Origin of the sequence: Lysinibacillus sp. AR18-8, from assembly GCF_001705465.1 — a bacterium.
In the GTDB taxonomy this organism is placed as follows: domain Bacteria; phylum Bacillota; class Bacilli; order Bacillales_A; family Planococcaceae; genus Lysinibacillus; species Lysinibacillus capsici.
Genome location: NZ_MDGU01000008.1, coordinates 209,749 through 224,723, shown reverse-complemented (window position 1 = coordinate 224,723; position 14,975 = coordinate 209,749). Strand labels below are relative to the sequence as shown.

Sequence of the window (14,975 nt, the reverse complement as noted above, 5' to 3'; positions counted from 1 at the left end):
TGAAAAGATGTCCTCTCTTATCTATCAAACGAAGATCGTTTGCAGGATTTAGCACCTTCCTATAAAAGGAGGTTGCCGAGCTTCATAGGGCCAGTCCCTCAGCTACTCTTGATAAGAGATTTATAATATTTTTTTGTAATTCCGATAGAACTAATATAATTTATAGGGTATAGTAAGTCAATAAATAATTTTTAAATTTTTTATATAATTATAATATTTCGACGCAAAAGAGGGATAACAATGTCTGTAAGAGTTAATTATGGTATAGGTTCATTTGGTAAGGTTATTAGTGCTCGTTTTCTAACGGGAACAGATATCATTGAAGGAATTGAAGCGCTTTGCGAAGAGAATAGTATAGAGTCAGCAACAATTGTAAGCTGTATTGGCAGCTTTCAAAAAAGTAGCTTTGTTTATTTAGTGCCAGATGCAACAGTTCAAATTCAAGTTCGTTTTAGTGATGTGATTGAAAAAGAGGGACCATTAGAATTTATTCAAGGTTCAGGTGTGGTGTGTAAGCGAGATGGTGGATATGAGACACATTTCCATGGTTCTATGAGCGATCAATGGGGTGTTGTATCAGGTGGGCATTTAATAAAAGGGGGCAACCCTGTTATTACTGCTGACATCGTGTTGGCAGAGGTACAAGGGATTCAACATATTCGAAAATGGGATGATGAAACAGGTCATGTTCAATTTTATCCATTAGAAAATGGTTTAGGGCAACCAAGGAAAATTGAAAAATAGTAATAATCCTGTAGCTAGGGATAGCTACAGGATATGGCGTCATTATCTTTTAAACAATTGTAATTGCTCGATTCTATGGATTGCTTCACGTAAGCGCTCCTCACTAACCAGCAATCCTACGCGAACATAGCCTTCACCATATTGACCGAAGCCATTACCTGCTGCTACAGCGATATCAGCTTTTTCGAGCAAAAGATCAGCAAACTGTTCACTTGTATAGCCTAATGGTACAGGGAGCCATGCGAAGAAGGAGCCTTTTGGAGCCGTAACATGCCAGCCAATTCTTCGAGCTTCTTCAATGAGTACATTGCGGCGACGCTCATAAGTAGCTCGTAGTTCATCCGCACATTGTTGGGAAGCCGTCAGTGCTACTGCTGCGGCTTGTTGAATGGCAGGGAATTGACTACAAAACAGATGATCCTGGATTAGATTAATAGCAGCAATAATCTCGGCATTCCCTACAGCGAAGCCTATACGCCAGCCAGCCATATTATAGGTTTTCGATAATGTATACATTTCAACTCCTACTTCTTTTGCACCCTTTGCTTGAAGGAAGCTAACTGGTTTATTACCGTCAAATCCTATTGCCCCATAAGCAAAATCATGTGATACGATAATATTGTGCTCCTTCGCAAAGCGAACGGTCTCTTCAAAAAACGCAAGTGATGCTGTACCACCTGTAGGGTTGTTCGGGTAATTTAAGTAAAGAAGCTTTGCTTTTTCTTTCACTTCATCAGGTAATGCATGATAATCAGGTAAGAAATCATTTTCAGCAAAAAGGGGCATTACTTCAAAATTGACATCTCCTAGTACAACACCTGATAGGTAATCTGGATAGCCAGGATCTGGTAAGAGCATCGTGTCACCAGGGTTTAACACAGCTAAAGGTAGCTCAACTAGACCAATTTTTGTTCCACCAAGAATCGCTACCTCTGTATCTGGATTTAGTTCTACCTGATATTCACGTTGATAAAAGTCCGCAGCAGCTTGGCGTAATTCAGCGAGACCTCTAAATGGTGAATATTTGTGGTTTTGAGGATTTTCAGCTGCTTCCTGTAATGTTTGAATGATGTGAATAGGCGTTGGCTGATCGGGATTTCCTTGCCCAAGGTTAATGACATCACGCCCTTCTTCTAGAGCCAAGTTTACTTTTTGAACGAGTGCTGCAAAAAATTGAGTGGGTAGTTGCTGTAGTTTTTTAGAGAATTCCATGCATGATCACCTTTTTCAGAATATAATAATTATTATTGAAGAATATGAAGCAAATAGTATTACTTTTTCTGTTAATTGTCTAGAGGAGGAATAGAGATGAAAATCGGTTGTATTCAATTAAATGTTGGCTTTGGCAAAGTTGAAGAAAATTTTGAACGTGCCGAGGATAAGATTCGTGAAGCTGCAAAAAATGGGGCAGAAATCATAGTGTTACCTGAAATGTGGAATACAGGCTATGCTTTAGAGAAACTGCCTGAGCTAGCAGATATCAATGGTGAGCGGACAAAGGCCTTTTTGGCTAAACTTGCTAAGGAACTTGATGTACATATTGTAGGGGGCTCTGTTTCAACAAAGAAAGGCGATAAATTTTATAATACGATGTATACCTTTGATCGTAATGGAGAACTTGTTGGGGAATATAGCAAGGCACATCTTTTCCGTTTAATGGACGAGCATCTTTACTTGGAAGCAGGGGATGAAATGAATCGTTTTGCTTTAGATGATATTGAAGCTGCTGGTGTCATTTGCTATGATATTCGCTTCCCAGAATGGTTACGTGCACATGCATTACAAGGAGCAAAGGTATTATTTGTACCAGCGCAGTGGCCAACTCCAAGGATTGACCATTGGAAAACGTTGCTACAGGCTCGTGCAATTGAAAATCAATGCTTTGTCATTGCAGTTAATCGTATTTCGAAAAAGGTAGAAAATTTTAATGGGCAGTCTATGATTATTCAGCCTTGGGGAGAAGTATTATGGGTAGGTGCTGAGGACGAGGAAGTAGCAGTGATCGATGTAGACTTTTCTATTGTCGATGAAGTACGTGGAAGAATTCCTGTTTACGATGATCGTAGACCTGGATTGTATCACGATGTAGTTGTGAAAGGGTAATAAAGGGCACGCTTAGGAGGGGAGTTAACCTTTTAAGCGTGCCAACTTTTTTCTAGCTCTTATCCTCGATTAATGAATTGGCTAGTAGCATAAATTCAAGTGTAATGCGGTTATGCCCGTTCATAAAATTTTTACCAAGTAAACTTTCAAGCTTTTTTAAGCGGTGATAGAGTGTTTGACGAACAATAAACAATTGATTCGCTGTTTGCTGTTTAGAGCCATTTGTTTGTAAATACACCTGCAATGTTTCGAGAAGCTTACTATTATATTTTTCATCGTATTCAATAACGGGCTGTAAATAGTCATAAATCACTTCCTGTAAATCCACCTGCATTTGTAATTTATAGATTAAATGATATAAATGCAGATCATCGTAAAAGAACGAGGACGTTTGTACTTTTCGACAAATATATAAGGTTTCTAGTGCAGTTTGATAGCTTTTAGGAATTTCATCTACATCACAAACAACCTTCCCAATAGCTATCTGATAACCTTGTGCCTGCTGCTTTTTATAAAATTCAGTTTTGACCAAAGAGGAAAACATGTTGTTTAGCATATCACGAATGGCTTTACTATCTTTTGTATGCAGTAAAATAAAAATAACATAGCTTTTTCTTTCAAATAAAAATGGAATAAAGCCATGTTGCTCAAAGAGATTACGATAATAAAGCTTACTATAGACTACATCCTCCTGTGCCTTTGTCAACGTATTAGGAGAAGCCAAAATAAAGACAGTGCCACTGGATTGTGTATAGTTAGTATAATGTGTAACGATAAATTTATAGATTTCCTCCTTAGATAGTTTTTGATCAATCCAATCAGCTAAAATCGAAGCATCCTCAATATTCTTTTTTTCCTCAATATAGAACTCTCGCATTAAAAGCTGTGCCAACGCTGTTGCCGTGCGATCTAATATTAATAATTCAAATTCGGAGAAAAGCCCATCTTCTCGATAAATTGATAAATCGGCATAATGTTGATCAAATAGAAAAATAGGCTCATGTTTAAATTGCTGAGACGATGTATTCAATGTTAGGAATTGCTGCCGCTTTTTATGAGCCATATTCGGGAAAAAGACAGGTTCTCTTCCCTTAATGGAAAACATAATTTGTATTTTCAATTCATTATACATATTTTGTAAAATATCGTCCGTGTTTTGTCCCAATACTGCATTTTTGTTCAATGTTTGTGAGTAAGCTTCTAGTGAAGAAATCAATAGATATTGCTGATTGATAATTTGACTATGTAAATCCTGTGTAATACGAACAAAAGGAACTGCTTCATGAAAAACAATAATAGGAAACTGGTGGCGGTTGGCAAGTGTTAAAATCGCTTCAGGTACTGCTTGAATAGAGGTGCCATATTCAATACAAAGTGCTGCACAATTTTTTTGAATGATGGCTTCTATAAAGGATACAAAGTCCTCAATACTATGTTGGAGACTAAGCCCTGTAGTTAATACTAACTCTTCACCAACTAAAAAATTATCAACATGTATGATTTCTAGTACATGTGCCCATTTAACGCTCCTTGTTAATCCCTCATGACCTGCAACTACCTCTGCATTTTGAAAATATTTATTCTGTAAAACGTCTAGTACTTTTAGTTGAAATGGGCTCATTTTTGCCCCTCCTTTTGACATGCGTGTCTGTGGTTGGAATTCAATAATTTCTGCTTGGTGCTAAAAATTTACTCATAAAATCGTTTAAAAATTATTTTAAGAATATTTAGTCTATTTTACATTATGTATAAAACAAAAGTATAGAATTTTACAGTTTGTCTATTACTTCAACGTTATGAAAGATGTAAGATTTTTGTAAGCGATCAAGCAATCTACTAAAAGAGGTGACAGATATGGGGCAACAAACGCATTTACAAAGAGGATTAAAGAAGCGGCATATGACGATGATTGCGATTGCCGGTGTAATCGGTGCTGGACTATTTATGGGGAGTGGCTCGGTCATTAACCTAGCTGGTCCAGGGGCAATTTTATCGTATATATTTGCAGGAATTATCGTTGTATTAGTTATGCGTATGCTAGGTGAGATGGCGGCAGTCAATCCAACGAGTGGATCGTTTGCTCACTATGCACATGAAGCCATTGGTCCGTGGGCAGGTTTTATGATTGGATGGTTGTACTGGTTTTTCTGGGTGATTGCCATTGCTTTAGAGGCAACAGCAGCAGCTGCCATTATTCAATATTGGTACGATGGGATTCCTTTATGGCTTTTAAGTCTGTTATTAACTGTAGCACTTACATTAACAAATGTTCTTTCTGTCAAAGCTTTTGGTGAGTTTGAGTATTGGTTCTCTCTTATTAAGGTTGCAAGTATAGTCGTTTTTCTAGGTCTTGGTGCTTTTATTATCTTTGGTATTGCTCCAAACTTTAATGCTGTTGGTATGACCAATTTAGTTGAACAGGGTGGTTTTTTACCAAATGGTTTTGGCGCTGTTCTAATGGGTGTCGTTATAGTTATTTTTTCATTTATGGGGACAGAAATCGTTGCGATTGCTGCTGGTGAATCGGATGAACCGTTAGCCGCTGTCACAAAAGCTACCAATTCTATTACTTGGCGTATTTTAATTTTCTATGTAGGCTCTATTGCAGTTGTAGTGACGCTATTGCCTTGGCATTCCTCAGATATTTTAACAAGTCCTTATGTAGCGGTACTTGATTATATTGGTATTCCTGCAGCCGCACAAATTATGAATTTTGTTGTTTTAACTGCTGTATTATCATGCCTAAATTCAGCACTATATGCTACATCAAGAATGGTATTTTCTTTAGCGGAAAAAGGAGAAGCACCAAAGGCATTTTTAAAATTAAATAAAAATGGTGCACCTGTTAATGCCATACTTGCCGCAACATTTTTCTCATATATTGCGGTCATTATGAACTATGTGTCGCCAGATAAAGTATTTATGTTTTTATTAAGTTCTTGTAGTGCTATTACGTTGATTCTTTATTTAATCATTGCCTTTTCACAGTTAAGAATGCGACGGAAGATTGAGCAAGAAAATCCAGAGCTATTAAAGGTGAAAATGTGGCTATTTCCATATTTAACATATTTAACAATAGTAGCAACAACAGCATTACTCATTGCGATGTTCTTTATAGAGTCTATGCGCTCACAAATTTTATTTACATGCGTTATTGTGGCCATTGTGATGATTTTCTATATGCTGACTCAAAAGAAAAAGGTGATCAAACAAGCCGATGAATCAAGTTCCCTTTTCACAAAAGACAAGTTTGATTTTGAACAATAAGACGAAAAAAGGAGTGGTCAATTATGACAGTTCAACAAGAAATGAAAACGCTAACACATTTTATCAAAGGAGAAGAGGTAGCAGGTACAAGTAACAGATTCTCTGAAGTATATAATCCGTCAACAGGTGAGGTTATTGCAAGAGTACCCCTTGCTTCAAGAGCCGAGGTAAAGCATGCTATTCAGTTAGCTAAGGAAGCCTTTTCAGCATGGAAAAAAACATCAATTGGGAAGCGGGTAGAAGTGCTACATCGTTTCCGTCAGCTGTTAGTAGAAAGACAGGAAGAACTTATCAATGTGATTTGCCAAGAAAGTGGAAAAACTAAGGAAGATGCGAAAGGTGAAATTGTTCGTGGTATTGAATCTGTGGATATGGCGATCAGTGCCCCCCAATTGCTAAAAGGAGAGTATTCCGTCAATGTAGGTGGAAATATTAATGCTTTTTCTGCCAAATCGCCTCTTGGTGTAGTAGCAACCATTGCACCATTTAATTTCCCTGTTATGGTACCACTGGCTATTACAAGTATGGCTGTTGCGGTAGGAAATGCAGTTATTCTAAAGCCATCTGAACGTGTACCTATTTCAGCATTATATTTGTGCCAATTATGGAAAGAGGCAGGTCTACCAGACGGTATTTGGACAGTGGTTAATGGAGATAAAGAGGCAGTCGATGAACTATTAGAAAATAAAGAGATTCAAGCAATTTCATTTGTTGGCTCAACGCCTGTTGCTGAATATATCTATCAAACTGGGACAAAGCACAATAAACGAGTCGCTGCATTTGGTGGTGGAAAGAACTTTATGATTGTTATGCCTGATGCCAATTTAGAACAGACAGCAAATGCCTTTTTAGGAGCAGCATATGGCGCAGCATCTCAGCGTTGCATGGCTATTTCTGGTGCACTCGTTGTAGGGAAGGATACGGAGCAACGATTTACGGAAATATTGAAAAATAAAATTTCCGAACTAAAGGTAGGGCCTTATACAGAGCAAGACGTCGATTTTGGTCCTGTTATCACTAAACAATCAAAGGAAACGATTATACGTTATATCGATGGGGCAGTCAGTGAAGGAGCGAATCTTGTCATCGACGGAAGAAATCCAAAAGTATGTGAATCGTCAAATGGTTTTTATCTTGGTCCTACATTACTTAATCATGTCACACCAGAAATGACGATTTTCAAAGAGGAGGTCTTTGGTCCAGCACGTATTGTAGTAGGGGTTGATTCACTACAAGAGGCTATTGATTTAATAAATGATCATGAGCTTGGCAATGGTGTCACAATGTTTACAAGCAGTGGTGCGGCAGCGCGTAAATTCCAAGAAGAAATAGAGGTGGGTATGGTAGGGGTAAATGTGCCAATCCCAATCCCAGTTGGCTATCATAACTTTGGTGGGTGGAAACGCTCTAAGTTTGGTGAAGGGCATATGTTTGGTCCAGATCAGGCGAGGTTCTTTACAAAGGCAAAAACGATTTCTGAACGTTGGCCCGATGAGACAGAGGATACAGCAAGCTCCTTTGCGTTCCCAAGTAATAACGATGCGAAAAACTAAAATAATAATGAGGGGTGTTTGGCGATGACGCAGATCAATCTTAAAAGTGATGTATTAGCAAAGGATGAGCAATATGTATGGCATTCGATGAAACCCTATAATCCACAAGCCACGTATGTAGTAGAGAAATCTGATGGTGCAAGAATTACTGATACAGATGGTGTGGAATATATTGATGCGATGGCTGGGCTATGGTGTGTCAATGTTGGCTATGGTCGTAAAGAATTAGCGGATGCAGCCCATGAACAAATGATGAAAAATGCTTATGCACCTTTATCTCAGGGACATTTACCAGCCGTGGAACTAGCCGAAAAACTTAATGAAATGCTTGGTGGAGATTATGTTATTTTCTTCTCTAACAGTGGTTCAGAAGCGAATGAAACAGCTTTTAAAATAGCTCGACAATACCATCAGCAAAAAGGACAAAGCTCGCGCTATAAAATCGTCTCTCGCTACCGTGCTTATCATGGGAATTCCTTCGGTGCATTAGCGGCAACAGGGCAGGCGGAGCGTAAATATAAATATGAGCCTCTATCACCTGGCTTTATCCATGTTGCACCACCTGATCAATATCGTGAGCATGAAAGTGAGACTATTGCGCCATTAGATTTAGCGAGTGTAAAGGCCGTAGACAAAACGATGACATGGGAGCTGAGCGATACAATTGCAGCAATGATCTTAGAGCCTATTATTACAGGTGGGGGTGTCATTATGCCTCCAGAAAACTATTTAAAAGGTATTGAAGAAGTATGCAAAAAACACGGCGCTTTAATGATTGTGGATGAGGTTATTTGTGGCTTTGGTCGTACAGGGAAGCCATTTGGATTTATGAATTATGGTGTAAAGCCTGATATTATTACAATGGCCAAAGGAATTACAAGTGCCTATTTACCATTATCAGCTACAGCGGTAAAGCGTGAAATATATGAGGCGTTTACTGGATCAGATGCATACGGCTATTTCCGCCATGTAAATACATTCGGTGGCTCACCGGTGGCATGTGCAGTCGCATTAAAAAATATTGAGATTCTTGAGCAAGAGGCTTTATTTGACCGTTCCAAGGAAATTGGTGCAGCAACACTAAAAACACTGCAACAAGAATTACAGCCTCACCCAAATGTAGGAGATGTACGAGGCAAAGGCTTATTGATTGGAATTGAATTAGTGGTAGATAAAGTTTCGAAAGAACCTTTACCTGTGGAGAAAGTGAATGCTGTCATTGCAGCATGTAAAGGGCAAGGGGTCATCATTGGGAAAAATGGAGCTACTGTAGCAGGGTTTAATAATGTCTTAACGTTATCACCACCACTTAATATTGCACAAGAAGATCTTGACCGCATACTAAATGTGGTTGTGAATAGTATAAATACGCTATAGCAACTATTCATGTAGGTTCTAAAAGCCATGTAATAAGGGCTTTTAGAACTTTTATTATTGGCCTTTGAGGCAACAAAAATTCTAGGGATAATTATTATAGTTCTATAAAAATAATTATAAAATTCTGAAATTTATTTAAAAAATAGTGGAAATAATAGATTTCATAGTTTATAGTTGTTAAAAAATAATTAATTTTCTGATAATAAAAATGTCCTGAGAGGGAATATTTTTTTACTCATTTATTTTCAGCAGTGGAATAAATACACCTTGTATTTTGAACTATACTTTCTGATTAAAAGCAATTGTGATAGTTGAGGGAGCAATTTTTCCTGAATTGAATTGTCTAATCGTAAGAAAATATAGTTTATTTTTTGCCTACTTATTTTCATCAGTGGAGAAAATAAATATTTTTTGGTAATTATATTTCTTAATTTAAGTTTTAAGAAATATTCTTATAGATTTTTACAAAGGGAGTAGATGAGATGAATTATGTTAAAAAATTGGTTTTTGTAATTCTATGTACGTTGCTTTTAGCAGCATGCGCAGAGAAAGACAATTCTAACGCATCAAATACTGGGGACAAGTCTACTACAGATTCAGGTACAGCTAGTTCAAAAAATGAACTTGTTATCGCTGTAAATGAAAACTTTATTTCAATGGATCCACATAACACAGGGGATACGAATTCGAGTTCTGTACAGGAGACAATGCTAGAAGGATTGTTAGGCTTTAATGCAGATGGTCAAATTATTAAGGTTCTAGCAGATGACTATTCAATTAGTGAAGACGCGCTAGTCTATACATTCAAACTTAAAGAAGGAGTTACTTTTCATGACGGGGAGCAGTTTAATGCTGAAGCTGTAAAGGTCAACATTGAACGAATCATGAATGATGAAAGCTTACGTTTATATTCTCGTGGTTTTAGCTTAATCAGCGCTGTTGAAATCCTAGGCGACTATGAAATTAAAGTTACTTTAAAAGAACCATATGGACCAATGATTACACGTTTCGGAGTTGCCAAAATGATTAGTCCAAAAATGATTAAAGAAAATTCAGCAGACATACCTAAAAAACCTGTTGGTACAGGACCATATAAATTTGTTGAATGGGTACAAGGAGACCATTTAACAATTGAAAACTTTGATGGCTATTGGGATGGTGGAGAACGTGTTGCTAAAATCACCTATAAACCAGTGCCAGAAAACGGCTCGCGCGTAGCGATGCTAAAAGCGGGCGATGCTCAGGTTATCTATCCAGTGCCAGCACAAAATATTGATGAGCTTTCTAATAGTAAAGATGTAGAGGTAAATAAGGTTCCTTCTACAATTGCACATTACGTTTCATTAAATACCTATAAAAAACCTTTGGATGATATTAAAGTTCGACAAGCCTTTAACTACGCCGTGGACAAGGATGCTTATTTAAAAGTGGTGAATGCAGGGCTTGGTTTACCATTAGACTCTATTATTCCTTCCAAAACCGTTTATTATAAGCAGCAAAAAATGTATGAACACAATATTGAAAAGGCAAAAGAATTATTGGCTGAGGCAGGCTATCCAGATGGCTTCGATATTGAAATCTGGGGGAACACAAACTCGGATACGATGAAGGGTATGCAGTTTATTCAACAACAGTTAGGTCAAATCGGTGTAAAAGTAGAAATTAAATCGATGGAAGAAGGAACTTTATCAGACGAAATCTATGGAGCACAAACACCAGATGATGCGAAATTACAAATGTGGTATGTGAGTTGGTCAGCATATGCTTCGGATATAACGAATGCAACAAAGCCTCTTTTCCATAGCGTATCATTTCCACCGAATGGTGCAAATACAGCTTACTATCATAACACGGAGGCAGATCAATTAATGGATGAAGCTAACTCCATTTCAGATGTAGATCGCCAAGCTGAATTATATGAAAAATTACAGGAAATCGTTTATCAAGATACACCTTGGATTTTCTTAGGGGTAGATGAAGTTGTATATGGTGTACGTTCAAATGTGAGCGGTGTGCTAGTAAACCCTACAGGTGGGCTTGATGTGAAGAATGCCAAAGTGGAGTAATGAACAGTAAAAGGAATTGATGCTCGTCAATTCCTTTTCCATAAAAATAGAAAGGAGGAAGGCCACATGTGGAAGTATATAGCAAGAAGAACTGTTGAAATGATACCGATATTAATTGTCATTTCTATATTAACATTCTTATTTATTCATTTCATACCAGGTGACCCTGCAAGATTAGTAGCTGGTAAGGATGCCACGCTAGAAGATGTTGAAAATGTACGCCATGAGTTAGGTTTAGATAAACCCATTCTTAAACAATACATGGATTATATGAAAAATCTTGTGACGGGTGAGCTTGGAACATCTTTAACAACAGGACTACCTGTCATAGATATGTTTAAAACAAGGTTTATGCCTTCTCTTCATCTTACTTTCCTTTCCATGTTTTGGGCTACATTAATGGGTTTGGTGATTGGTGTTCTTTCTGCCATCAATAAAAACAAATGGCCTGATTATTTTGGTATGGTAACGGCTGTTTCTGGCATCTCAATTCCAGGATTTTGGTTGGGCTTATTATTAATTCAATTATTTTCAGTGCAGCTAGGGCTATTTCCGACAGGTGGATTAGATGGCTTTTCAAGTTATATTTTGCCCTCCTTGACTTTAGGGGCTGGCATTATGTCAATGATTGCCCGATTTACTCGTTCTTCCATGCTTGAAACGTTACAAGCAGATTTTATAAGAACAGGGAGAGCAAAAGGATTGAAAGAACACTCCGTTATTGTGACCCATGCTTTAAGAAATTCCTTGATTTCTGTGGTAACAGTAGCAGGTCTGCAATTCGGATTTCTCTTAGGAGGATCGGTGGTAGTGGAGACAGTCTTTAGTTTTCCAGGAATGGGACGACTTTTAATTGATTCGATTGCCTTTCGAGATTATCCCGTCATTCAGTCTGCACTGCTGTTATTTGCATTTGAATTTATTTTAGTCAATTTAATCGTTGATGTGCTTTATACCGTGTTAAATCCAAAAATCCAATTAAATTCTTAAGGGAGGGAACAAAATGACTTCACCAACTACTGTGCAAAATAGCCAAGTGCAAAATACACAAAGAAAATACTCTCCTCTTAAAGAATTTTGGAAGTCTTTTAAAAAACAAAAGGCTGCTTTGGTAGCAAGTATCTTTATAGGATTGTTAATTTTAATCGCTATTATTGGCCCTTATATCGCACCTTACGATCCTTTTGAACCGAATTATAATGCTTTATTAGAGGGACCAAGTGCAAGTCATTTGGCAGGAACGGACGAGTATGGTCGAGATATTTTTAGTCGTTTAATAGTAGGCGCAAAAATATCCTTAATGGTGAGTTTCAGTGCCGTATTTTTAGGCTTAATACTAGGAACTATTTTAGGTTTAATTAGCGGTTACTTCGGTGGGTGGGTTGACAAAATCATCATGCGTAGCTGTGATGTGTTGTTTTCATTCCCTGATTTATTATTAGCGATTGCCATTGTAGCCTTATTGGGCCCTGGTATTAATAATGTCATCATTGCTGTGATGATCTTTAGTGTGCCATCTTTTGCTCGTTTAGTCAGAGGTGCTACATTGAATGCGAAGGAGAATGTCTATGTAGAAGCAGCACAATCTATGGGAGCATCGCATGTTAGAGTGCTGTGGAAACATATTTTCCCTGAAACAATTAGTGAGTTAATCATTTTTGTCACAATGCGTATAGGGACAGCCATTTTAGCAGCTTCTGGTTTAAGTTTTTTAGGCTTAGGTGCAAGCCCTGAAATGCCTGAGTGGGGAGTAATGCTAAGTAGTGGGCGCGACTATTTAGGGACATCTTCGCATGTAGTCATCATGCCAGGTATTGCCATATTTTTAACCGTACTAGCATTTAACTTAATAGGTGATGGATTACGAGATGTGTTAGATCCAAAAATAAAAAATAATTAAGGAGAATGCCTATGCCAGAACATGTATTGCGAGTAATTGACTTAGAAACGTCCTTTACACGTGATAATAAGGAAATCAAAATTTTAAGAGGTGTCAATTTTTCCATCCGTAAAGGAGAGATAGTAGGCTTAGTGGGAGAATCGGGCAGTGGAAAAAGCTTAACATCGTTATCCATCATGCAATTATTTCACGGTACTACAGGCAAAATCGTCAATGGCTCTATACATTTTAATGGACATGATTTGACGAAAATGTCCGAATCAGAAATTCAGAAGATTCGTGGCAAGCAAATGGCCATGATTTTTCAAGAGCCCATGACTTCTTTAAATCCTGTCTTAAAAATAGGCAAGCAGTTAATGGAAGCAATTGAGATGCATTTGAAGCTGCCGAAAAACGAAAGTAAGCATCATGCAATCCAAATGTTAAAAAGCGTGGGCATAGGAAGAGCCGAGGAAATCATTTATGAATATCCACATCAGCTCTCAGGAGGAATGCGCCAACGGGTAATGATTGCAATGGCTATGGCCTGCCACCCTAATTTACTTATTGCTGACGAACCAACCACTGCGCTTGATGTCACGATACAAGCTCAAATTTTAGAGCTAATGAAAAAGCTAAAGGAAGAAAATGAGACAGCTATTTTATTAATTACACATGATTTAGGTGTTGTGGCGGAAATGTGCGATAGGGTAGTGGTCATGTATGCAGGGCAGGTTGTAGAGGAAGCGGATGTCTTTGAATTATTTGCTAGCCCCAAGCATCCCTATACAAAAGGTTTAATTGCATCTGTACCGAAAATTGGTGATAACAAAGAAGTATTAGATTCTATCAATGGTCAAGTACCATCCCCACAAAATATGCCGAATGGTTGTAAATTTGCTCCACGTTGTAATCAAGCGATGTCTATATGCCATCAGGAGAGTCCACCGACAGTAAAAATTTCGGCTACACGCCAATGTAGCTGCTGGCTATATGTGAAAAAGGATGTGGAAGTAAATGCCTAACAGTATATTAAAAGTGGAGAATTTAAAAAAGAGCTTTCAAATAGCCGGAGGGTTATTTCAAAAAAAGCAATATGTTAACGCAGTTATAGATGTCTCCTTTGAAATAGAAGAAGGTACGACATTTAGTTTAGTTGGGGAAAGTGGTTGTGGGAAATCTACTACGGGCAGATTAATTACTAGATTAATAGCACCAACGAATGGAAGTATCGTTGTGGATGGGAAAGAAGTAGCTACTGCAAAGCCATCTGAATTAAGGCACTTAAGGCAAACTGTTCAAATGATTTTTCAAGACCCATATGCCTCATTGAATCCAAGAATGAAGGTCAAGGAGCTTGTTGGAGAGCCTTTAGAAATTCATACAAAACTTTCGAAAGTAGAGCGTGAAAAACTAGTGCTTGAAATGCTGGAAGTCGTTGGATTAAATGCTGAACATGCTGATCGCTATGCACATGAGTTCAGTGGTGGACAAAGACAGCGTTTGGGTATTGCCCGTGCTTTAATAACAAAGCCAAAATTAATTATTGCTGATGAGCCTGTGTCTGCGTTGGATGTATCTATACAATCACAAATATTGAATCTATTAAAGCAATTGCAGCAAGAATATAAAATATCTTATCTCTTTATTTCTCACGATTTAAGTGTTGTAGAACATATTAGCCATTATATTGGGGTTATGTATTTAGGATCCATTGTAGAAATTGGGCGTAAAGAAACCATATTTAATGAACCAAAGCATCCCTATACACAAGCGCTCATTGCTTCCGTACCGATTGCAGACCCAACATTACGAAAAAAGAAGATCGTTTTAACTGGTGATATTCCAAATCCTAAAAATCCGCCGAGTGGTTGTACCTTCCACACAAGGTGCCCCTTTGCATCAGATATATGTAAGCAAGCTATACCAGAAATGAGGAAAATTAACGAAGAGCAAAGTGTTGCATGTCACTTTGTTAACTAATGG

General features: G+C 37.8%; 12 protein-coding genes and 1 riboswitch. Of the genes, 10 read left to right on the top strand and 2 right to left on the bottom strand.

Annotated elements, in window-relative coordinates:
- Window positions 1–14: 14 nt before the first annotated feature.
- Window positions 15–118: riboswitch (SAM riboswitch) on the bottom strand.
- A gap of 122 nt (window positions 119–240) precedes the next feature.
- Window positions 241–744 carry a PPC domain-containing DNA-binding protein gene (locus tag BFM98_RS07800; RefSeq protein WP_048393374.1) on the top strand — a complete coding sequence of 168 codons (504 nt, stop codon included), beginning with the start codon at window positions 241–243 and terminating at the stop codon, window positions 742–744.
- A 42-nt stretch (window positions 745–786) separates the two neighbouring features.
- On the opposite strand, the gene BFM98_RS07795 is transcribed toward BFM98_RS07800, so the two are convergent.
- Window positions 787–1,956 (bottom strand): pyridoxal phosphate-dependent aminotransferase, encoded by a 1,170-nt coding sequence (locus BFM98_RS07795; RefSeq protein ID WP_066037028.1) that lies wholly within the window; start codon window positions 1,954–1,956, stop codon window positions 787–789.
- 96 nt (window positions 1,957–2,052) lie between these two features.
- Between BFM98_RS07795 and BFM98_RS07785 the strand changes: the two genes are divergently transcribed.
- Entirely contained in the window at window positions 2,053–2,847 is a 795-nt protein-coding gene (locus BFM98_RS07785) for a carbon-nitrogen family hydrolase (protein ID WP_048393380.1), read from the top strand.
- Window positions 2,848–2,899: 52 nt separating this feature from the next.
- Here BFM98_RS07785 and BFM98_RS07780 read toward each other — a convergent pair whose 3' ends face one another.
- Window positions 2,900–4,468 carry a PucR family transcriptional regulator gene (locus BFM98_RS07780; RefSeq protein ID WP_066037027.1) on the bottom strand — a complete coding sequence of 523 codons (1,569 nt, stop codon included), beginning with the start codon at window positions 4,466–4,468 and terminating at the stop codon, window positions 2,900–2,902.
- 233 nt (window positions 4,469–4,701) lie between these two features.
- On the opposite strand from BFM98_RS07780, the gene BFM98_RS07775 reads away from it, so the two are divergent.
- From BFM98_RS07775 to BFM98_RS07740, 8 genes are all read left to right on the top strand, one after another.
- Window positions 4,702–6,114 (top strand): amino acid permease, encoded by a 1,413-nt coding sequence (locus BFM98_RS07775; RefSeq protein ID WP_048393384.1) that lies wholly within the window; start codon window positions 4,702–4,704, stop codon window positions 6,112–6,114.
- A gap of 23 nt (window positions 6,115–6,137) precedes the next feature.
- Window positions 6,138–7,667: a CoA-acylating methylmalonate-semialdehyde dehydrogenase gene (locus BFM98_RS07770; RefSeq protein ID WP_066037026.1), complete on the top strand. Its 1,530-nt coding sequence runs from the start codon at window positions 6,138–6,140 to the stop codon at window positions 7,665–7,667.
- Window positions 7,668–7,691: 24 nt separating this feature from the next.
- Window positions 7,692–9,044, top strand: coding sequence for an aspartate aminotransferase family protein (locus BFM98_RS07765; RefSeq protein WP_066037025.1), 1,353 nt, complete (start codon window positions 7,692–7,694; stop codon window positions 9,042–9,044).
- A gap of 482 nt (window positions 9,045–9,526) precedes the next feature.
- Window positions 9,527–11,110, top strand: a complete 1,584-nt coding sequence (locus BFM98_RS07760; protein WP_066037024.1) for a glutathione ABC transporter substrate-binding protein — start codon at window positions 9,527–9,529, stop codon at window positions 11,108–11,110.
- Between the two features lie 66 nt (window positions 11,111–11,176).
- A complete protein-coding gene (nikB, locus tag BFM98_RS07755; protein ID WP_054549113.1) occupies window positions 11,177–12,100 on the top strand; it encodes a nickel ABC transporter permease in 924 nt (307 codons plus the stop codon).
- Window positions 12,101–12,113: 13 nt separating this feature from the next.
- Window positions 12,114–13,010, top strand: a complete 897-nt coding sequence (locus BFM98_RS07750; protein WP_066037023.1) for an ABC transporter permease — start codon at window positions 12,114–12,116, stop codon at window positions 13,008–13,010.
- 11 nt (window positions 13,011–13,021) lie between these two features.
- Window positions 13,022–14,014 carry an ABC transporter ATP-binding protein gene (locus tag BFM98_RS07745; protein WP_066037022.1) on the top strand — a complete coding sequence of 331 codons (993 nt, stop codon included), beginning with the start codon at window positions 13,022–13,024 and terminating at the stop codon, window positions 14,012–14,014.
- The gene (locus BFM98_RS07740; RefSeq protein WP_048393399.1) at window positions 14,007–14,972 is read left to right on the top strand and encodes an ABC transporter ATP-binding protein; all 966 of its coding nucleotides are present in this window, start codon (window positions 14,007–14,009) and stop codon (window positions 14,970–14,972) included. Before BFM98_RS07745 ends, BFM98_RS07740 begins: the two co-directional genes overlap by 8 nt.
- The last annotated feature ends 3 nt before the right edge of the window (window positions 14,973–14,975 follow it).